The sequence below is a fragment of the Saccharothrix luteola genome, from assembly GCF_020859565.1.
Lineage (GTDB): Bacteria > Actinomycetota > Actinomycetes > Mycobacteriales > Pseudonocardiaceae > Actinosynnema > Actinosynnema luteola.
In genome coordinates this window covers 59,380-78,235 of record NZ_JAJHUO010000015.1, presented here as the reverse complement: position 1 = coordinate 78,235, position 18,856 = coordinate 59,380, and the positions used below count along the sequence as shown (strand labels likewise).

General features: G+C 72.8%; 19 protein-coding genes. 9 read left to right on the top strand and 10 right to left on the bottom strand.

The features are described from left to right. The first annotated feature begins 356 nt into the window (after positions 1 to 356). From LNK82_RS21470 to LNK82_RS21455, 4 genes are all read left to right on the top strand, one after another. On the top strand, positions 357 to 2,714 hold the full coding sequence (locus tag LNK82_RS21470; protein WP_230568822.1) for a SpoIIE family protein phosphatase: 2,358 nt from the start codon (positions 357 to 359) through the stop codon (positions 2,712 to 2,714). Between the two features lie 117 nt (positions 2,715 to 2,831). Continuing rightward, positions 2,832 to 3,224 carry a four-helix bundle copper-binding protein gene (locus LNK82_RS21465; protein WP_230568949.1) on the top strand — a complete coding sequence of 131 codons (393 nt, stop codon included), beginning with the start codon at positions 2,832 to 2,834 and terminating at the stop codon, positions 3,222 to 3,224. A 117-nt stretch (positions 3,225 to 3,341) separates the two neighbouring features. Beyond that, complete coding sequence (locus LNK82_RS21460) at positions 3,342 to 3,578, top strand: DUF2795 domain-containing protein (protein ID WP_230568821.1); 237 nt, start codon at positions 3,342 to 3,344, stop codon at positions 3,576 to 3,578. After that, positions 3,575 to 3,964 carry a DUF2267 domain-containing protein gene (locus LNK82_RS21455; protein WP_230568820.1) on the top strand — a complete coding sequence of 130 codons (390 nt, stop codon included), beginning with the start codon at positions 3,575 to 3,577 and terminating at the stop codon, positions 3,962 to 3,964. Before LNK82_RS21460 ends, LNK82_RS21455 begins: the two co-directional genes overlap by 4 nt. Before the next feature lie 37 nt (positions 3,965 to 4,001). Here the strand turns inward: LNK82_RS21455 and LNK82_RS21450 are convergent, their stop codons facing one another. After that, positions 4,002 to 4,637, bottom strand: a complete 636-nt coding sequence (locus LNK82_RS21450; RefSeq protein WP_230568819.1) for a dienelactone hydrolase family protein — start codon at positions 4,635 to 4,637, stop codon at positions 4,002 to 4,004. A 216-nt stretch (positions 4,638 to 4,853) separates the two neighbouring features. On the opposite strand from LNK82_RS21450, the gene LNK82_RS21445 reads away from it, so the two are divergent. Then, complete coding sequence (locus LNK82_RS21445; RefSeq protein ID WP_230568818.1) at positions 4,854 to 6,821, top strand: endo-1,4-beta-xylanase; 1,968 nt, start codon at positions 4,854 to 4,856, stop codon at positions 6,819 to 6,821. Positions 6,822 to 6,825: 4 nt separating this feature from the next. On the opposite strand, the gene LNK82_RS21440 is transcribed toward LNK82_RS21445, so the two are convergent. After that, entirely contained in the window at positions 6,826 to 7,344 is a 519-nt protein-coding gene (locus LNK82_RS21440; protein WP_230568817.1) for a hypothetical protein, read from the bottom strand. A 187-nt stretch (positions 7,345 to 7,531) separates the two neighbouring features. Between LNK82_RS21440 and LNK82_RS21435 the strand changes: the two genes are divergently transcribed. After that, positions 7,532 to 8,119: a superoxide dismutase gene (locus LNK82_RS21435; RefSeq protein ID WP_230568816.1), complete on the top strand. Its 588-nt coding sequence runs from the start codon at positions 7,532 to 7,534 to the stop codon at positions 8,117 to 8,119. A 4-nt stretch (positions 8,120 to 8,123) separates the two neighbouring features. Here the strand turns inward: LNK82_RS21435 and LNK82_RS21430 are convergent, their stop codons facing one another. Genes LNK82_RS21430 through LNK82_RS21420 form a run of 3 tightly spaced genes read right to left on the bottom strand, consistent with a single transcriptional unit; the run spans position 8,124 to position 9,930 of the window. Next, on the bottom strand, positions 8,124 to 8,429 hold the full coding sequence (locus tag LNK82_RS21430) for a GNAT family N-acetyltransferase (RefSeq protein WP_230568815.1): 306 nt from the start codon (positions 8,427 to 8,429) through the stop codon (positions 8,124 to 8,126). A 26-nt stretch (positions 8,430 to 8,455) separates the two neighbouring features. Beyond that, a complete protein-coding gene (locus tag LNK82_RS21425) occupies positions 8,456 to 9,439 on the bottom strand; it encodes a hypothetical protein (protein WP_230568814.1) in 984 nt (327 codons plus the stop codon). Further along, entirely contained in the window at positions 9,436 to 9,930 is a 495-nt protein-coding gene (locus LNK82_RS21420; protein WP_230568813.1) for a SigE family RNA polymerase sigma factor, read from the bottom strand. The genes LNK82_RS21425 and LNK82_RS21420 overlap by 4 nt, the downstream gene beginning before the upstream one ends. Positions 9,931 to 10,046: 116 nt before the next feature. Here LNK82_RS21420 and LNK82_RS21415 point away from each other — a divergent pair, with 116 nt between their 5' ends. Beyond that, positions 10,047 to 10,676 (top strand): GNAT family N-acetyltransferase, encoded by a 630-nt coding sequence (locus LNK82_RS21415; RefSeq protein WP_230568812.1) that lies wholly within the window; start codon positions 10,047 to 10,049, stop codon positions 10,674 to 10,676. On the opposite strand, the gene LNK82_RS21410 is transcribed toward LNK82_RS21415, so the two are convergent. Together LNK82_RS21410 and LNK82_RS21405 are read right to left on the bottom strand one after the other, a co-directional pair. Beyond that, a complete protein-coding gene (locus LNK82_RS21410) occupies positions 10,599 to 11,507 on the bottom strand; it encodes a S1C family serine protease (RefSeq protein WP_230568811.1) in 909 nt (302 codons plus the stop codon). The two genes, LNK82_RS21415 and LNK82_RS21410, sit on opposite strands and share 78 nt — an antisense overlap. Positions 11,508 to 11,611: 104 nt before the next feature. Next, on the bottom strand, positions 11,612 to 12,829 hold the full coding sequence (locus LNK82_RS21405) for an SGNH/GDSL hydrolase family protein (RefSeq protein ID WP_230568810.1): 1,218 nt from the start codon (positions 12,827 to 12,829) through the stop codon (positions 11,612 to 11,614). A 191-nt stretch (positions 12,830 to 13,020) separates the two neighbouring features. Between LNK82_RS21405 and LNK82_RS21400 the strand changes: the two genes are divergently transcribed. Next, positions 13,021 to 13,785 (top strand): hypothetical protein, encoded by a 765-nt coding sequence (locus tag LNK82_RS21400; RefSeq protein WP_230568809.1) that lies wholly within the window; start codon positions 13,021 to 13,023, stop codon positions 13,783 to 13,785. 40 nt (positions 13,786 to 13,825) lie between these two features. Here the strand turns inward: LNK82_RS21400 and LNK82_RS21395 are convergent, their stop codons facing one another. From LNK82_RS21395 to LNK82_RS21385, 3 genes are all read right to left on the bottom strand, one after another. After that, complete coding sequence (locus LNK82_RS21395; protein WP_230568808.1) at positions 13,826 to 14,971, bottom strand: glycosyltransferase; 1,146 nt, start codon at positions 14,969 to 14,971, stop codon at positions 13,826 to 13,828. Between the two features lie 106 nt (positions 14,972 to 15,077). Next, positions 15,078 to 16,223 carry a glycosyltransferase gene (locus LNK82_RS21390; protein ID WP_230568807.1) on the bottom strand — a complete coding sequence of 382 codons (1,146 nt, stop codon included), beginning with the start codon at positions 16,221 to 16,223 and terminating at the stop codon, positions 15,078 to 15,080. Positions 16,224 to 16,272: 49 nt separating this feature from the next. Further along, positions 16,273 to 16,764 (bottom strand): MarR family winged helix-turn-helix transcriptional regulator, encoded by a 492-nt coding sequence (locus LNK82_RS21385; RefSeq protein ID WP_230568806.1) that lies wholly within the window; start codon positions 16,762 to 16,764, stop codon positions 16,273 to 16,275. Positions 16,765 to 16,838: 74 nt separating this feature from the next. Here LNK82_RS21385 and LNK82_RS21380 point away from each other — a divergent pair, with 74 nt between their 5' ends. Continuing rightward, positions 16,839 to 18,854 (top strand): MMPL family transporter, encoded by a 2,016-nt coding sequence (locus tag LNK82_RS21380; protein ID WP_230568805.1) that lies wholly within the window; start codon positions 16,839 to 16,841, stop codon positions 18,852 to 18,854. Positions 18,855 to 18,856 lie beyond the last annotated feature (2 nt).

Below are 18,856 nucleotides of genomic sequence, written 5' to 3'. Positions count from 1 at the left end.
GCTGTCGACCGTCGGCTGCGGGATCCGCGACCGACGCGGCGGTGTGGCAGCCTCCGGCCGCGCTGGGGGGAGAGCGGCGACCGGAGGCGGGTTCGAGGGTCGGCGCGGCGGTCGCCTCTCGGCGAGTGGCTCGACGCGGCTCCAGCCGAACGGTGTTCCGCGACGGCGGTGAGGTGAGGCCCGGGGGACGCGGACCGCACCGACCATCCCGTACAACGCGTGCGGCGTGATCGGCGGTTCCCGATCCGGAGTGTCCTCCGCCTCACCCGTTCGTGTGGCCGGGTCGCGGTCGGCGGCACGCGTGTCGGGTGGCGGTTCCGCGTCGGTTCGGCTGGCCTCGCGGGGGTGGGCGGGTGATGCTGGACGCGATGGCGGTGCAGCGGGATCCGACCGGTTCTGCGCTGGCCGACCTCGTCGCCCGGCAGCGTGACGAGATCGACCGGCTGAGGTCCGCTGCGCGCAGGCAGGCGGTGATCGAACAGGCCAAGGGCGTCCTGGCGGAACGGCTGTCGTGCCGTCCCGACGAGGCGTTCGAGGACATGCTGCGGCTGGCGCAGGCGACGGGCAGCGACCTGGCCGTCATCGCGGCCGGCGTGCTCGGCGTGCCGCCGCCACCACCCGCGCCCGGTCTGCCGCCGGCGACCGGTGACGGGGTGTACGACTCCTCGCGCTACCCGCGGCAGGTCGACATACCGCAACCCTCGCCCGCTCCGCCGTCCGAACGCACGCCGCAGCCGGTCGCGCTCGCCGCGATCGGCACGGCGGTCGACCCCGAGGAGCTGGCCGAGCTCGTCCGCGAGCACGTCGGCTGCGACGGCGTGCTGGTCTACCTGCTCGAACCCGACGGCGGGCCGCGGCTGGAGGCCGCCGCGAACGTGCCGGCCAAGGTGCGGCTGGAGTGGGAACGGGTGCCGTTGCGGCTCAGCACGGGCGTCCTCGCGTCGGTGCGCACCGGCCTGCCGCAGTGGCTGCCCGACCTGGAGGAGGCCCGCCGGCGGCACACGCTGATCGGCGACCCGGAGACGGTGTGGCGATCGCGGGCGTGGCTGCCGTTCCGGGACCAGACGCGCATCGCCGGCGTGTTCGGGGTGCTGTGGACCGACGAGCACGACTTCTCGTCCGAGGAGCAGTGGGAGCTGGAAGTGATGATCGGCGCCGCCGGCTCCACGCTCTTGGCGCTGCTGGGCCCGGACGGCGCCGCGCGGGGCCGGCGCTGGACGCTCTGGGTCCAGCACCTGCTCGACGTGCTGCCCGGCTCGGTGGCGCTGCTCGGCGCGGTGCACGACGAGGACGGCGAGGTGGTGGACTTCCGGTTCGAGGCCGCCAGCCCGGACGCGGTCGACTTCTCCGGCCGCCGGTACCGGCAGCTCGTCGGGCGCAGCATCCTCACCAGCTACCCGACGGTCGCGGGCACCGAGCTGTGGGCGGCGTACTTCCGGGTGCTCCGCACCGGGGTCCGGGAGGTGGTGAGCATCTTCGACTACGAGGAGAACACGCCCGGCCTGCCGCAGCACGGCCGGTACACGTTGACCATCGGCAAGTTCGGCGACGGCCTGATCCTGGCCTGGCACGAGCACGAGGACCCGTTGCAGCTGGAGCGGCTGCGCAGCGTCCAGCGCCTCGGCAACATCGGCTGGGGCGAGTGGAACCTGGTGACCAACGAGATCGACTGGTCCGACCAGCTCTACGTCATCTTCGACCGCGACCCGGCGCTCGGCCCGATGTCGCTGGACGAGATCCGGGCGTCCGTGGTCGGCGAGGACCTGCCGATCCTGCAGAACGCCGTGCGGCGGATGCTGGAGCGCGGCGAGGGCACCGACTCGGAGCTGCGCCTGCGCGCCGGCGACCAGATCCGGAACGGGCGGTTCATCGGCGAACCGGTGCTGGACGTCGAGGGCAGGCCGGTCCGGTTGGACGTGGTGCTGCAGGACGTGACCGCGATGCGGCGGGCCGAGAAGCGGGTGTTCGACCTCAGCGAGCAGTTCGCGCAGGAGCACCAGGTGGCGGACCACCTCCGCTCCGCCGTGCTGCCGCTGCCGAGCCGACCGCTGGAGCTGCCGGGGATGCGGGTGGTCGTGCGCTACCTGGCGGCCGAGCAGTGGGCGGAGGTCGGCGGCGACTGGTACCACGCGTTCCCGATCGACGACGGCAGCACGCTGCTGGCGATCGGCGACGTGGCGGGCCACGGCCTGGCGACCGCGGCGGCGATGGCGAAGCTGCGGTACGCGTTGACCGGGGCCGCGCTGACCAACCCGGACCCGGCCGGTGTCCTCGACGTGCTCAACCGGATGCTGACCGGCGGTGGTGGCGTGACGCTGGCGTCGGCGATCGTCGGCCGGTTCGAGCCGACCACGCGCCGGCTGTCGTGGGCGCAAGCGGGCCACCCCGCGCCGCTGCTGGTGCGGTCGAACGACGTGCAGCGGCTCGACCGGCCCGTGGGCCCGATCCTGGGCGCGGTGCGGGGAGCGGTGTACGCGACGGCGCGGACGCTCCTGGCGCCCGGCGACACGGTGCTGATGTTCACCGACGGCCTGATCGAGCGGCGGCCCTCCGCCGGCGTCCGCGGTGACGACCTGGAACGCCTGATGGAGGAGATCCGGGGGTTCGCGGCGGAGCTGGACCCGGCGCGGATGCCAGAGGCGCTGACCTCGCGCCTGGTGCCCGCCACGCCGTTGGACGACACGTGCATCGTGGCGGCCACGATCTCCGCCTGACCCCTCGCCGGTGTCGACCGCCGACCCGTGCCGCGGCCGGTTGCCCGCGGTCCGATCGGGTACACGTCCTGGTGAGCACGGGTGCACCGAGGACGAGGAGTGGTCGCAGTGAGCACCATGACGATGCTGGGGACCTACCCGGCGGAGATCAACCTCGACCGGCGCAGACTGGCGATGACGATCGACGCGCTGATCGAGTGCGCGGAGGCGTGCACGGCCTGCGCCGACGCCTGCCTGAGCGAGAGCTCGGTGGCGGAGCTGACGAAGTGCGTGCGCACCAACCTGGACTGCGCGGACATCTGCGGCACGACCGCGCGCGTGCTGTCCCGGCACACCGGCTACGACGCGAACATCAGCCGGTCGTTGCTGGAGGCGTGCGCGATGGCCTGCAAGTCGTGCGGCGACGAGTGCGGTGCGCACGCGAACGTGCACGAGCACTGCCGCGTCTGCGCCGAGGTGTGCCGGGCGTGCGAGCGGGCGTGCCGTGACCTGCTCGCCACGATGGGCTGAGCCGAGCCCGCCGGGGGAGTGGCCACGTCCGGCCCGACGTTTCCGGGGGTCGAGCGGGGGTACCGCCCGGGCACGGGCACCCGGACAGCCCGAGGGCGAGCACGCACGGAGGTGGCGATGTCCGCGTACACCACTCGCGAACGGCTGCGGGAGTGCCTGAAGGAGGTCGACTTCCCGGCGAGCAAGGACGAGCTGGTCCTGGCGGCGCGGGAGCGGGGCGACGAGATCACCGCGAGGGCGCTGCGCGCGATCCCGCCGGTGGACTACGCCAACGTGACCGAGGTGGTGGGCTCCGTCCGGTTCGAGGACGACACGCGCGTGGACCCCGGCGGGGCGCGGCGATCGGAAGGGTGATCCACATCGTGGTCGAGCACAGCGAGCTGGTCGAGGCGATCGGCCGGCGCGGAGACCTGGACAAGGCCACGGCGGAGGCGGCGCTGACCGCGGTGATCGCCACGCTGGCGCACGGCCTGACCGCCCCGGACCGGGACCGGCTGGCCGCCGCGCTGCCCGCGGCGGTGGAGGAAGCGGCGCTGGTGCCCGGCCGCCCGGAGCACCGGCCGCCGGACGCGGTGATGATCGAGCTGGCGCAGCGGTTGGACACGGGCACGGAGCGCGCCCGGCACTTGGCGCAGGCCGTGCTCGCAGCGCTGGAGGACACCGCGCCCGGGACCGGCGAGCTGCTGCGTGCCGCCCTCGACGTGCGAGGACGTGACGTCTCCGCCCGCGGGCGAGCCTGACCGGCATCAGCCGGACCGTCCTCGGCCAGGCTGCGGCTCAGGACGCCGGTGGCATCACCGGTGCGTTGCCGACGTGCCGGTGGAACCACCGCGCGGTCAGCCTGGTCACCTGGTCCAGCGCACCGGGCTCCTCGAACAGGTGATCCGCGCCCGGCACGACCTCCAGCCGCCCGCTGGAGCGCAACCGCCGCGCGGCCTCCCGGTTGCGCGCCACACCGTCCTCGTCCCGCTCGCCGACGATCAGCAGCGTCGGCGCGAGGACCCGGGTCAGCGCGTCCCCGGCCAGGTCCACCCGCCCGCCGCGGCAGACGACGGCGCGCACGGCGACCGGTCGTTCCGCCGCCGTGACGAGCGCGACCGCCGCCCCGCCGCCCACGCCGAACAACCCGATCGGGTGGCCGCTGGTCGCCGGTTGGTCGGTGAGCCAGTCCACGACCGCGGCGAGGCGGCCGGCGAGCACCGGCACGTCCACGCCCCCGTCCCCGCCCGGGAGCAGGTCGACCAGCACGGTGGCCAGGTGCTCCCGCTGGAGCGTCCGCGCCACGTGCAGGTCGCCTTGGGGGCCGCCGTCGTGCGCGAACACCACCACGCCGCTGCGGCGGGTCGGCATCGAGAGCCGGGCGTCCAGGCGGACCCCGTCCAACGGGATCGGCACGTCCTCGTCGAAGAACACGACTTCCTCCACCCCTGGCGGCCGGTGCGCGGTCGACCCCTGGTTTGCCGCGCGCGACCGCTCGAAACCAGTCGGGCCGACCACCGGCCACGGTCCGACCGACCACGGCGTTTGGGCTGAACGGCGGCTGGGCGGGGGTCGGCGAGCCTGCCTATAGTCCGGGCGAGATGTTCTGGGAGCGCTCCCAGAACACGTCCGACGGAAGAGGGATTCTCGATGAGGAGAGTTCTCGCCGGTGTGCTCGCGACCTCGGTCCTGGCCGGCCTGGTCACGTTGGCGGCGCACGCGAGCCCCCGAGCAGCCGCCGACGAACCCGTGGTCGTCGTCTCCAGCACGTTCGACGACGGCACGGCGCAAGGCTGGACGCCCCGGGCGGGCGAGGTGGTCGCGCCGAGCACCGCGGTGGCCCACGGCGGCACGCACAGCCTCGCGATCACCGGACGTGACCAGTCCTGGCAGGGTCCCACGCTGAACCTGCTGGAGAAGGCGCAGAAGGGCGTCCGCTACGACCTGTCGGTGTGGGTGCGCCTGGCCGCGGGCGAGGCGGCGACGCAGGCCCGGCTGTCCGTCGAACGCCGCACCGCCGGCACCCCGAGCTACGACCAGGTCGTCGGCGACACCGCGGTCACCGCCGACGGCTGGGCCAACCTGCGCGGCAGCTACACGTTGGCCGCCGACGTCGACTTCCTCAGCACGTACGTCGAGCTGAGCAGCGCCACGGCGTCCCTGCACATCGACGACTTCTCCCTCTCCCACACGCCGCTGCCGCCGATCCAGACCGACATCCCGTCGGTCAAGGACGTGCTGGCCGACCACTTCGCGGTGGGCGCGGCGGTCGGGACCGCGGAACTGCTCAACAACCACGGGCAGCTGCTCGCGAAGCACTTCGACTCCATCACGCCGGGCAACACGTTGAAGTGGGACGCGACCGAGCCCACCGAGGGCGCGTTCCGCTTCACCGACGCGGAGACCCTCGTCGCCTGGGCGAAGGCCAACGGCGCGGCCGTGCGCGGCCACACGCTGGTGTGGCACCAGCAGACGCCGGCCTGGGTGTTCAAGGACGCGGCGGGCAACGACATGACCGCGACGCCGGAGAACAAGGCGCTGCTGCTGTCCCGGTTGGAGGCCCACATCCGCGGCGTCGTCGGCCACTTCGGCGACGACATCGGGGTGTGGGACGTGGTGAACGAGGTCATCGACGAGAACCAGGCCGACGGCCTGCGCCGCAGCAAGTGGTTCGAGATCACCGGGTTGGACTACCTGCGCACGGCGTTCCGGGTGGCCCGCGAGGTCGCGCCGAACGCCCGGCTGGTGATCAACGACTACAACACCAACGTCCCGTCGAAGCGCGACAAGCTGCACGACCTGATCGTGAAGCTGCGCGCCGAGGGCGTGCCGATCGACGCGGTGGGCCACCAGATGCACGTCAACGTGCAGTGGCCGTCGTTGGCGGAGACCGAGGCGATGCTGGCCAAGTTCGTGCCGCTCGGGATCGACCAGCAGATCACCGAGATGGACGTCTCGATCTACACCGACAACAGCCAGTCCTACCCGACGCCGCCCGCCGAGGTGCTGCTCACGCAGGCGTACCGCTACCGGGACTTCTTCGAGCTGTACAAGAAGTACTCGCGGCACATCAGCTCGGTGACGGTGTGGGGGCTGGCGGACGACAACACGTGGCTGGACAGCTTCCCGGTGACCCGCAAGGACCACCCGTTGCTGTTCGACACGCGGTTGCAGGCCAAGGACGCGTACTGGGGCGTCGTGGACCCGAGCAAGATCGGCGGACCCACCAGCACGACCACGACGACCACCACGACGACAACGACGACCACCACGACCACCACGACGACGACGGTGCCGCCGGCGACGTGCGCGGTCGCCTACACGATCGGCGGCCAGTGGCAGGGCGGTTTCCAGGGCGAGGTCCGGATCACCAACCGCGGCACCACCGCGATCAGCGCGTGGACGCTGGCGTGGTCGTTCCCCGACGGTCAGCGGATCACGCAGCTGTGGGGCGGCGCCCACACCCAGACCGGCGCGGCGGTGAGCGTGCGCCACGCGGGGTGGAACAGCATGATCGCGCCGGGCGGCTCGGTGTCGTTCGGGTTCCTCGGCAGCTGGACGGGCTCCAACGGCAAGCCGACCGCGTTCACCTTGAACGGGGCGCCCTGCCAGAGCTGAGGCGTCAGTCCTCCGCGACCCGGTAGTAGCGGACCGCGGTGTAGGCGCTTGCCGTCTGCGCCGTCCACGTCCGCTCCACGGGTGGCGCGCCGTCGGGGCCGGTCTGCTCGCGCACGACCGGCTCCGACTTCGCGTCGTCGGCCCAGCGCACGAACAGCGCGGCGTGGTAGGAGGTGATGAGCGCGTCACCCGGGCGCAGGTCGGCGTGCGGGATCCCGGTGGCCACCTCGCCGAGGGTGACCGTGGTGCGCGAGTGCGTCAGGCCCCACGCCAGCGAGACGTAGCCGGAGCAGTCGGTGCGGTAGCTGCCGTGCTCGTTCTCGTGGCAGGCCTGCTGGCTGTAGGGCACCCGCGCGTCGAGCCAGGACTGCGACCGCGTCAGCGCCTCCTCGCGCGTGGTGACGCGGTCCTCCGCGGTCGTGCCGCAGGCGATCAACGCGCCGGGGTCGTCGGCCGCGTGCGCGATCGGCGCCTGGAACGCCGCCGTGCACGCGAGGGCGGCGATCAGGGTGCGGGTGCACATCGAACCCCCTCGGGTCGCGGTCGCGCCGCCCTCCCGTCGGGCGGCGCGGTGGCACCACGAGGTTTCCCCGCGTCCGGCGGCTTAGCTCCGGACCACCCGGCCGAGTGGTCCGCCACGCGCGCCGTTTCACCCGGAGCGGCGAGGGTAGTCGAGCCGTGATCGCAGCGGACGCGTGGAGGGAACCGGCATGCGCATCGCCTTCGTCGTGGCCGCGCTCAGCGTGGCGGTGGGGTGCGGCGGCGACCCGGGGCCGGACGACGCCAGGTCGTCGGAGGGGGAGGTGGGTAGCCGGGAGATCGGTGTGCTCGCCCCGGTCGGGGCCGCGGACGTGGCGTTCACCTACGACCCCGAGGCCGCGCCGCCGGGCGCGCAGCTGGAGCTGGAAGTGGTCCCGGGCGACGGCGCGACGACCGTGCGGCTCAGCGCCGACCTGCTCCAGCCCGACCGCGGCTACGCCGTCCACGCGCACACCGACCCGTGCGGCAAGAACGGCACCGACGCCGGTCCGCACTACCAGCACGAGGTCGACCCCGCCGCGACACCCGAGCGGCCGTCGGTCGACCCGGCCTACGCCAACCCGCACAACGAGATCTGGCTGGAGCTGGCCACCGACGGCCAGGGCCACGGCATGGCCGAGACCACCGTGCCGTTCGCGTTCGACGACCGCGCGCCGTCCTCGATCGTGCTGCACGAGCAGCCGACCACCGCGACCGAGCACGGCCGGGCGGGCAGCGCGGGCGCCCGGCTCGCGTGCTTCACCGCGTCGTTCCGCTGACGGTTCAGTCCACGGCGGTGGTCCTCGGCGAGCGGTAGACGCCGTCGACGTACTCGCGGTGCCGCTCGATGTAGCCCTTGATGAACGGGCACAGCGGCAGCACGGGCAGCTCCCACGCCCGCGCCTGGTCGAGCGCGGCACGGGCGAGGGCGCTGCCGACGCCCTTGCCCTCGAACGCGGGGTCGACCTCCGTGTGGGTGAACACGATCAGGTCGGGCGTGCGGATGTAGACCGCCTTGCCCGCCGGCTTGCCGTCGACCACGGCCGCGAAGTGCTTCTCCGCGGGAACGTCGTGCACCTCGATGACCATGGCGCGATCCTCGCACGGCCCACCGCTCAGGTCTCCTTGAGGAGCACAGCCCAGTCGCCGCTGGTGCGCTCGGCGATGACCGTGATGTTCACGGTGGCTCCCGGTTCCACCCCGACCTCCCAGTACCCCTGATCGGAGTCCGACAGGTGGGAGATCCGGTAGGTCCACGTGGCGTGTTCGACCACCTCGACGTCGTTGATCAGCACCCGGATGCGGCCCGGGGTGTTGACGGCCACCACGACGTAGACCGGTCGGCTCGGGAGGCTCACGGCGGTCTGCCACGTGCCGTTCGACCGGCCGGGGACGGCTCGCAGCTCGAAGACCCTGTCCTGGCCGGGGTTGGTCGCGTCCAGCGCGGGGTCGATGGGAGCCAAGGTCTCCGGGCGAGGCGGGAACGGGTAGTCCTCCGGCGCCACCGGCACACCGACGGCTGCGGCGAACGTCGCGTCGGGCGGCATCGGGCCGGCGTGCGCCCCCTGCTCCTCCTCGTCCCAGAGCTGTTCTCCCACCGACATGGTGACCGTCATGGGCGCGCCGACCCCGATGCGGTGCTTCGTCCAGTCGAGGTTGAGCTTCATCGGGAGTCCGCAGGTCAGGCCGTCGCCGACCGGCACGCCGTTGACGATGAGGGTGGAGTACATCTGCTTGCTGTCGTCGTGGGGGTCGCAGGTGATGAACAGCTCCGGTTCGGGCGTGGTGGGCACGAACCGGAGCGCGATGGTCGACGCGGGGGCCCGGCCTGACGTCTGCGCGACGATCCGCGTGCCTTCGTGGTACTCGGAGAACACCACCGGTTCCGGCTCGGCGGGTTGCGACTCGCGCTGGACCGGCGCCGTCAACGCGAAGGCCACGCCCAGCACGGCCACGATCGACGCCGCCACCGCCGTTGCCCGTCGCCGCCGGGAGGCCTTGACCTTGGCCCGGATGCCGGACATGCGCGGGCCGTGCGCGGCGTCGGGCGGCAGCTCGGCGTGCCGGCGCAGCACCTCGGTGAGGTCGGTCAGGTTCATCGCCGCACCCCTTCCCGGGTGATGGTGTCGTCCAGCCGCAACCGGGCCAGCGCCTTGCTGGTCTGGCTCTTCACCGTGCCGACGGAGACGCCGAGGGCGTGTGCCGCCTGTGCTTCGGTCAGGTCCTCGTAGAACCGCAGCACGACCACGGCGCGTTGCCGGCGGGGGAGGCGTCCCAATGCCTGCCACAGCCACTCTCGCTCGTCGACGGCGGCTTCCGGGGACGCGCCGACGGGCTCGGGCAGCACGTCGGTCGGGCGTTCGTCCCGCCACTTGCGGCGCCACCAGGTGGCATAGGTGTTGACGATGATCCGGCGCACGTACGGCTCCGGGTCGCCCTGCACCCGCCGCCAGGCCCGCCACGCCCGCGCCAGCGACGTCTGCAGCAGGTCTTCGGCGTGCCCTCTGTCCCTGGTCAACAGGAACGCCGTGCGCAACAGGCGTGGTGACGCTCCTGCCACGAACTCCTCGAACCCCTCGGGTACTCCCACCACGGCCCCTCGCCTCGTCCGACGCACGTACTACCAGTCGGCGCGAACGGATGGTTGCCATCCGCCGGTGGAGAAATCGGTGCGCCCGCCCGATGCCGATCGGGCAGGCTGTCGCGATGGGGTATCAGGTGCGCGACTACGTCGTCGATGACGAACCGTCCTGGCTGCGGTGTCGGGTGTTGTCGTTCCTGGGCGCCGCGCTGCACGAGAAGGTGCTCGTGGCGAAGCCGGAGGTCTCCGGGGCGGAACTCGTGGCGGTGGACGGCGACGTGGTCGTCGGCATCCTCGACCTGGCGGTCGACGGCGAGCTGGCCACCATCGAGGCGGTCGCCGTGCACCCGGACCACCAGCACCGGGGCATCGGCGGCGCGTTGTTGTCGCGTGCCCGCGCCCGGGCGCTGGCGCTCGGCGCGACCACGCTGGACGCCTGGACCCGTGACGACGCGCCGACGCTGCGCTGGTACCGCGGCATGGGCTTCGGCGAGAGCGACCACCACCCGCACGTCTTCGCCGACCACCACACGTCGGCCGACGAGCCGGCGCGTGCCGTGGTGGCGCGCCCCGGCCTGCGCGCGGTGAAGGCGGTCCTGCACGCGGACTTGGGCGAGGAGGCGCGGTCGCGGCGGGAGTTCGCACGGGTGCGCGTCTGCCGCCGGTTCGCGATCGCGTTACGTGGTGAGCTCGCTGGGCGTGGCGATGACGTCGACCATCGCGCCGTTGCGCAGGACCGTCACCGGCAGCGGTAGGCCGATGGCTTCGGCGAACAGCTGCCGCTGGATGCCCTGCGCGTCGCTGACCGGCGTGCGCGCCACGCTGAGCACCAGGTCGCCGTCGCGCAGTCCCGCCCGTTCGGCCGGACCGCCCGGCACGACCTGCACCAGCCGGACGCCCGCGCGTTGCCCGGTGCGCTCGGCGACGGCGTCCGGCAGCGGTGCGGGCGCGCCGATCACGCCGAGGTAGGCCCGCCGCACCCGGCCCTCGACCATCAGCGTGGAGAGGATGCGCCGGGTGGTGCTGTTCACCGGGATGGCCAGGCCGAGGCCGATGCCCGCCAACGCGGTGTTGATGCCGACCACCTCGCCTGCGGAGTTGGCCAGCGCGCCGCCGGAGTTGCCCGGGTTGAGCGCCGCGTCGGTCTGGATCACGTCCTCGATCACGCGTCCCGCCCGGCCGTTGCTCACCGGCACCGCGCGGCCCAGCGCGCTGACCACCCCGGCGGTCACCGAACCGGCCAGGCCCAACGGGTTGCCGACGGCGATGACGAGTTGGCCGACCTGGAGGTGGTCGGCGTCGCCGAACTTCGCCGCGCCGGGCGCGTCCTCCGACGCCTTGAGCACGGCGAGATCCGCGAGGGGGTCGGTGCCGACGACCGTGAACGGCGACTCGGCACCGTCGGCGAACACCGCCGTCCCGTCCCGACCGCTGCCGACGACGTGCGCGTTGGTCAGCAGGTAGCCGTCGTCGGTGAACACCACCGCCGACCCGGTGCCGCGCGGCATGCGCACGCTGGCCACGTGCGGCGTGACCGACTTCGCGACCGCGATCACGGCCTGCGAGTAGGCGTCCAGCGGATCCATCGGCGCCTCCGTCGATTACACGATTACGCCCCAATCGTGCTCTCGCGCGGGCCGTGCTGTCCGGGGCGTTCGCCGACAGCGGATCCACCCCGGACAGCAGCGGCTCAGCGCCGCAGCAGCATGGCCAGGTCGACGGCGTTCGCCATGGCTTCCGTGCCCGCGTCGTTCGGGTGCAGGTGGTCGCCGCTGTCGTAGGCCGGGTTCAGCGTGGCCGGGTCGCCGGGCACGCCGGTCGCGGCGGCGAAGTCCACCACGCCGTCGAACTCGCCGGAAGTGCGGATCCAGTCGTTGAGCGTCCGCCAGGTCGCCTCGCGCTCCTCGGTCCAGATGAAGGACCCCTTGAACGGCAGGATCGTGCCGCCGTAGACCTTCACGCCCTTGGCCCGCGCCTGCGCGATCACGTTCCGGTGCCCGGCGATCAGGTCCTCGGCCGACGCGCTGTAGCCGATGTCGTTGACCGCCTCCAGCAGGATCATCGCCTTGACGCCGGTCTGCGACAGCACGTCGCGCTGCACCCTCGTCACGCCCGCGACGCCCCAGAACGGCTCGTCGCGGTCGGCGATGAGGCGGTTGCCGCCCAGACCCGCGTTCACCACGGACAGCGTGCGGCCCGGCACCGCGTTCAGCCGCCTGGCCAGGAAGTCGGGCCAGCGGCGGTTGGCGTTGCCGGTGGTGTTGGCGGTGTCGGTGATCGAGTCGCCGAACGCCACCACCGTGCCCGCGACCCGCCGCGCGGGCGCGACGTCGACGCCGTTGACGACCATCCAGCACGGCGTGTCCTGGAACCCGCCCGACGCCACGCCGGTCCGGTCGCCGGGTGCCAGGTAGTTGCCCTGCGCGGTGAACGGGTGGTTGGTCAGCGGGCCGGTGGCCTCCGGCACGTAGGCGCTCACCAGCAGCGTGGACAGCGCGCGCACGTCCAGGCGGACCGGGTCGCTGAAGATCTCCTGGCCGACCGGCACCGTGACGTCCCGCCTGCCCTTGAACGTCACCGCGCGCAACGTGCCGGGCACCACCGCGTCGCCCGACTGCTGCACGGCGACCGTCGTGCGGCCGACCCGCAACGGCGTCGCGCCGAACGCGTTGCTCAACCGGACCCGCACCGACTCGCCGCCGGCGCTGAGGAACACCACGTTGCGCACGGTCTGGTCCCGCAGCCCCTCGCCCGCCGGGCAGTCGCTCCACGGGATCTCGCTGCCCACCACGGGACTCGCCGCCCAGCCGGCCACCCAGGGCCTGCCGTGCGCGGTCGCGGTCGGCGGCACCACGGCCGTCGCCACGAGCGCGGCTATCACGGCCAGTGTCCCCACGTGTCTTGCCATGAAGGTCTCCCAACGCCGGTCGTCTTTGATGGCGTCGCCGACCGTGGCAGCGGGTCTGTTAACCGGTCAAGGACACCACGACGAGCGGCGCGATAGTTGCGATGAGTGGCCCGCGCTTACGTGTTAAGCAGGGTTGCGGGTGGGTGGTCACACCGATGCACCGGGCCGGCCGACGCGCCGAGACTGGCGGCATGGACTCGGTGCGGATCTACGACATCATGGCCTGCAACGTCTACTGGGACTTCGACGGTTCCGGCCTGCCGCGCGAGCAGCACAAGTTCCTCGTGTCGTTCTACCCGACCGCCACGCCGACGCCGGAGTTGATCGAGTCGATCGTGGCCCGCGGGCCGGGCGGCTACCGGGTCGAGTTCGCCAACGAGCCGTTCACCCAGCGCAACCTCAACGGGCACATCCACGATTCCGCCCTCGGCTTCCACTGGTACATGGTGAACCTGCCGACCGGGTACATGCCGGAGGGTGAGTACACGATCGAGGTCACCGCGAAGGACGGTTCGGTGACGAGCCGGTCGCGGGTGCAGCGCCAGGAGCCGACGGACCGGATCGTGCCGGTCTACCGGGAGAACCGGGCGAAGGTCCTCGACGCGTTCACGCCGTCGCGCACCGCCGAGCCCACCGGCGCGGTCGAGCGGGTCGACTGGCTCACCCTGGACGAGCTGGGCGGCCCGGACGCGTTCTACGTGTTCCGGCTCGCCGAGGGCGGCTCGCTGCGCGAGTTCGACACGCAACGCCTGGTGTGGTGGGACAACATCTACCTCGACGCGGTCCGGTCTGGCGAGCGGACCACCGGCCTCAACCGCGGCCGGGTCACGCTGCCGGTGCCACTCGATCCGGGCAGGTCCTACGGCTACTTCGTCGAGATCACCGACGGCAACGTGCAGAGCGACGCCACCATCTGCGTGTTCCAACCGCACCAGTTCTTCACCGTGCCCGCCTGACCGCGGCCCCCGGGTCGCGCGGCCAGGCGGGTGCGCGGTGTCAGGCGTAGTCGGGCAGCGTGCGGGCCACGTCGTGCGGCGACGGCATCGCGGCCACCTCGGCGGCGATCGCCCGCGCCGCGCCCTGGACCGCCGCGGGGGCGAGCGGGCGCCGCCCCTGGGTGGGGCCCGCCGCGGCGGCCACGTCCGCGCCGACCAGTTGGCGGCCCAGCCCGGCCTCGGTGACCACGGCGGCGTTGCCGAACTGGTCGGCGCCCTGCGGCAGGATCAGCTGCGGCACGCCCGCGCCGAACGTGCCCATCGTCGTGCCGCTGCCGCCGTGGTGCACCACGAGGTCCACGTGCGGCAGCAGGTCCGCCTGCGGCACCCACGGGAGCACGACGACGTTGTCGGGCAGCTCGCCGAGCGCGCCCGCGTCGACCGTGGGTCCGGCGGCGACGAGGACCTTGACGTCCACGGCGGCCAGGCCGTCGATGGCGGTGCGCAGCACACCCGTCTCGCCGAACGCCGTGCCCAGCGTCAGGTACACCAGCGGTTCGCGGTGTTCGACCACCCACGCCGGCAGCTCGCCGGGCTCGGCGAACGGCACCGGCCGCAGCGGGATCCGGTTGCGCGCGGTGGCCAGGAAGGTCGGGTCCTGCACCGACGGCGGGCAGATGTCGATGTACGGGTTGCCGAGCCCCATGATGTCGTCCTCGGGGATCTCGACACCCAGGTCCGCGGCGACCTCGAGGAGGTGCCCGCGCGCGGTGCTCGCGAACTCGTCCGCCTGCCACATCCGGCCGAACGAGTGGCACAGCCCGGGCACGCCGGCCACCTTCGCCGCGAATCCCGCGCCGGGGTTGCCGAGCTCGTGCACCACCAGGTCGGGCTTGAGGTCGGCGATGACCGGCGCGAGCTCGGCGGCGAAGTTGCGCGGCAGCACCGAGGTGAACGCGGCCGCGATCCGGTCGGGGTCGGCGTCCTGCGGCCTGCCCACGAGGCCGCCCCCGTTCGCGATCTCGAAGGCCTCGCGCAGGTCCATGCCGCCCACGACGTGCTCGATGCCGTTCGAGGTCAGGGCGTTCGCGAACGCGGCGCCGGTGAAGTAGGAGACGTCGTGGCCCACCTCGCGGGCGGCGATCGCCAGCGGCAGCAGCGGGTAGGTGTGTCCGTGTAAACCTAGGCTGGAGAAGAGGATTCGCACTGGTTCGAGCGTAGCGAGAAGTTTTCCACGGTGGGTGAATTTCGTCCGATTGGGGCTCTTCGCGCCGTGAGGCGAAGATCACCTCACGCCGCTGTCACGGACGGCGTCAGGCGTAGTCGGGCAGCACGCCCACCACGTCGGCCGGCGACGGCATGGCGGCCACCTCGTCGGCCATCGCCCGCGCCGCGTCGAGCACGGCGTCGTCGGTGAGCAGGCGGCGCGCCTTGTCGGCGATCACCTCGGCCACCACCTCCGCGCCGAGCACCTGGTCGCCCAGCCCGGCCTCGGTCACCATCACGGCGTTGCCGAACTGGTCGGCCCCCTGCGGCAGGACCAGTTGCGGCACGCCGGCGCCCAGCGTGCCCATCGTGGTGCCGGCGCCGCCGTGGTGCACCACGAGGTCCACGTGCGGCAGCAGGTCGGCCTGCGGCAGCCACTCCCGCACGACGACGTTGTCCGGCAGGTCGCCCAGCTCGCCCACCTCCACGATCGTGCCGGTGGACACGAGCACCCTCGCGTTCAGCGAGGCGAGGCCCTCGATCGCGGTGCGCAGCACGTGCACCGTGGTGAACGCCGTGCCCAACGTGAGGTACACCAGCGGTTCGCGGTGTTCGAGCACCCACGGCGGCAGCTCACCGGGCTCGGCGAACGGCACCGGCCGCAGCGGGAGGCGGTCCGTCGCGGTGGCGAGGAAATCGCGGTCCTGCAACGAAGGGGGGCAGATGTCGAGGTAGGGGTTGCCGAACCGCATGATGTCGCCGTCGGGGAGGTCCGCGCCGTACTCCGCGGCGACCTCGGCCAGGTGCAGGCGGATGTCCTCCATCGGACCGCTGGGCAGCCAGTACCTGCCGAACGAGTGGCACACCGCCGGCACGCCGGTGACCCTCGCCGCGAGCGCCACGCCGACGTTGGCCACCTCGTGCACGACCAGGTCGGGCTTGTGGTCGACGATGATCGGCACCAGGTCCGCGGCGTGCCTGCGCGCCAGGATCGAGCCGAACACCTTCGAGACGCGCCGGGGGTCGAAGTCCTTCGCCTTGCGCGCCGCCGGGCTCGCGTTGCCGAGCTCGAACCCGTCGAGCATGTCCATCCCGCCCGTGACGTGCTGGATGCCGCGCGAAGTGAGGGCTTTCGCGAACGTGTCAGGGGTCGCGAACACGACGTCGTGGCCCTGCTCGCGGGCGGCGATGGCGAGTGGCACCAGCGGGAAGACGTGCCCGTGTGAGCCGAGGCTAGAGAAGAGGATCTCCACTCGTGGGAGTGTGTCGCCTCGCGGCCGGCGCGGTCCGGTTACCCGCTGGTCACTGCGGACCCGGCGAGGATGACTTCGGGTCGGGTGACGGCGTCAGCCCCGCCCGCACCGCCGCGGTCGCGTCGATGCTCGCGGTCAGGAACCGGGCGATGACCTCCTTGTCGGCGTCGTCGAACTGCTGCCACGCACGGGTGAACGCGCGGTCGAGCGGCTCGAAGAACTCGCGGCCCAGGTCCAGCGCCTTGGCCGGGACGCGCAACTCGACCTTGCGCCGGTCGTGCGGGTTGCGCGCGCGTTCGACGTGCCCGGACGCCTCCAACCGGTCGAGCACGGACGTGGTCGCGGACGCGCTCAGGTGCAGAGCGTCGGCCAGCCTGGTGGGCGACATCGGCTCGCCGCCCCACCGCGCGTCCATGATCACCGCGAGCGCGTTGAGGTCGGTGCGGTGCATCCGCTGCTTCTCGCCGAAGATCTCCGCGAACCGGTCGGTTTCGACCGTGAGCTGCCGGAGCAACCTGACGAGGGTCGAGTGGTCGGCCATACGCCCTCCCGTTATTGTTTCGACGGTCGAACTATCCGGCCATCGAAGTACATCGTCTCGGAGGTCATTGTCCCGTGCACCCGACCCGGTCCCGCACGCGCTGGTTGCTGCCCGCCCTCGTGGCGGTCGCGTGGTTGGCGCTCGGCGGGTTCGCCGGCCCGTTCGCGGGCAAGCTGAGCGAGGTCGCCGTCAACGACAGCACCGCGTTCCTGCCCGCGTCGGCCGAGGCGACGGAGGTCGCCGAGCGGCTCAAGGCGTTCGGCGACGCGCGCGGCCTGCCCGCCGTCGTGGTGGCCGAACGCCCCTCCGGCCTCACCCCGGCCGACCGCGACTACCTGGGCGGCCGGGCGTTCCCCGGCGAGGCGTCGCCGGTGATCGGGTCGCCGCGCGACGACCAGGCCGCGCAGGTGGTCGTCGCCGTCGACCCGGGCGACCCGGCCGGCGCGGTGGAGGCCATCCGGGCTGAGCTGACGGACCCGCCCGACGGGCTCACCGTGCTGGTGACCGGGCCCGCCGCGCAGGTCGCCGACCTGAAGGAGGCGTTCAGCGGCATCGACGGCCTGCTGCTCCTGGTCGCGGGCGCGGTGGTGGCGCTGATCCTCGTGCTGGTCTACCGCAGCCCGTTGCTGCCGCTGGTGGTGTTGCTGTCCGGGGTGTTCGCCCTCGGGGTGGCCAGCCTCGCCGTGTACCTGCTCGCGGACCGCGACGTGATCGACCTCAACGGCCAGAGCCAGGGCATCCTGTTCATCCTGGTGTTCGGCGCGGCGACGGACTACGCGTTGCTGCTGGTGTCCCGGTTCCGCGAGGAGCTGCGCGACACCGAGGACCGCTACGCGGCGATGCGGGTGGCGTGGCGGGCCACCATCGAGCCGATCGCCGCGTCGGCGGGCACGGTCGTGCTCGGTGTGCTGTGCCTGCTGTTCAGCGACCTCAACTCGAACAAGGGCCTCGGTCCGGTGGCGGCGATCGGGATCGGCGCGGCGCTGCTCGCCTCCGTGACGTTCCTGCCCGCCGTGCTGGTGCTCCTGGGGCGGTCCGCGTTCTGGCCGCTGCGCCCGAAGCTCGGCTCGCCGCACCCGGAGGCGAGCGGGCTGTGGGCGCGGGTGGCCCGCGTGATCTCCGCCCGGCCGCGTGCGACGTGGGTCGTGACGGCGGTGGTGCTGCTGGTGGGCGTGGCGTTCGTGCCGCAGCTCAAGGCGTCGGGCACGGCGCAGTCGGACGTGTTCCTCACCGAGGTCGACTCGGTGGCCGGGCAGGAGGTGCTCTCGCGGCACTTCCCGGGCGGCAGCGGCGCGCCGACCGTCGTGCTGGCCCGTGCGGGGCAGGCGCAGGCGGTGGCGGGTGCGGCGGACGTGGACGGCGTGTCCTCGGTGCGGCCCGCGGGCGAGGCGGCGGGGCTGGTGCGGCTCGACGTCGTGCTGGAGGACCCGGCGGACTCCGAGGCGGCGCTGGCGACCGTGCAGCGGCTGCGTGACGCCGTGCGCGCGGTGCCGGACGCCGACGCCAAGGTCGGCGGGCCCACCGCCACGCAGCTGGACACGCAGCTCACGTCCGAGCGCGACCGGCTGGTGATCATCCCGATCGTGCTGCTGGTGATCTTCCTGGTGCTGGCGCTGCTGCTGCGGTCGCTGCTCGCGCCGTTGCTGCTGATCGCCACGGTGGTGCTGTCGTTCGCGGCGACCATGGGCGTGGCGGCGCTGGTGTTCAACGGGATCTTCGACTTCCCGGGCGCCGACCCGGTGGTGCCGCTGTTCGGGTTCGTGTTCCTGGTGGCGTTGGGGATCGACTACAACATCTTCCTGATGACGCGGGTGCGCGAGGAGTCGGTCGAGCTGGGCACGCGGGCGGGCGTGCTGCGCGGGCTGACCATCACCGGCGGGGTGATCACGTCGGCGGGGGTCGTGCTCGCGGCGACGTTCTCGGCGTTGGCGGTGCTGCCCATCCTGTTCCTCGCGCAGATCGCGTTCATCGTGGCGTTCGGCGTGCTGCTGGACACGTTCGTGGTGCGGTCGTTGCTGGTGCCGGCCCTGGGCGTGGACGTGGGCAGGCGCATCTGGTGGCCGTCGCGGCTCGCCCGGGGGAGTGACTGACA

Bases quoted from the DNA above. Each gene is read 5' to 3' on its own strand.
- LNK82_RS21435 (WP_230568816.1), top strand. From the start codon at position 7,532: ATGCGCATCGCCTTCGTCGTGGCCGCGCTCAGCGTGGCGGTGGGGTGC.
- LNK82_RS21470 (WP_230568822.1), top strand. From the start codon at position 357: ATGCTGGACGCGATGGCGGTGCAGCGGGATCCGACCGGTTCTGCGCTG.
- LNK82_RS21385 (WP_230568806.1), bottom strand. From the start codon at position 16,764: ATGGCCGACCACTCGACCCTCGTCAGGTTGCTCCGGCAGCTCACGGTC.
- LNK82_RS21415 (WP_230568812.1), top strand. From the start codon at position 10,047: ATGGGGTATCAGGTGCGCGACTACGTCGTCGATGACGAACCGTCCTGG.
- LNK82_RS21405 (WP_230568810.1), bottom strand. From the start codon at position 12,829: ATGGCAAGACACGTGGGGACACTGGCCGTGATAGCCGCGCTCGTGGCG.
- LNK82_RS21430 (WP_230568815.1), bottom strand. From the start codon at position 8,429: ATGGTCATCGAGGTGCACGACGTTCCCGCGGAGAAGCACTTCGCGGCC.
- LNK82_RS21400 (WP_230568809.1), top strand. From the start codon at position 13,021: ATGGACTCGGTGCGGATCTACGACATCATGGCCTGCAACGTCTACTGG.
- LNK82_RS21460 (WP_230568821.1), top strand. From the start codon at position 3,342: ATGTCCGCGTACACCACTCGCGAACGGCTGCGGGAGTGCCTGAAGGAG.
- LNK82_RS21465 (WP_230568949.1), top strand. From the start codon at position 2,832: ATGACGATGCTGGGGACCTACCCGGCGGAGATCAACCTCGACCGGCGC.
- LNK82_RS21445 (WP_230568818.1), top strand. From the start codon at position 4,854: ATGAGGAGAGTTCTCGCCGGTGTGCTCGCGACCTCGGTCCTGGCCGGC.
- LNK82_RS21440 (WP_230568817.1), bottom strand. From the start codon at position 7,344: ATGTGCACCCGCACCCTGATCGCCGCCCTCGCGTGCACGGCGGCGTTC.
- LNK82_RS21410 (WP_230568811.1), bottom strand. From the start codon at position 11,507: ATGGATCCGCTGGACGCCTACTCGCAGGCCGTGATCGCGGTCGCGAAG.
- LNK82_RS21425 (WP_230568814.1), bottom strand. From the start codon at position 9,439: ATGAACCTGACCGACCTCACCGAGGTGCTGCGCCGGCACGCCGAGCTG.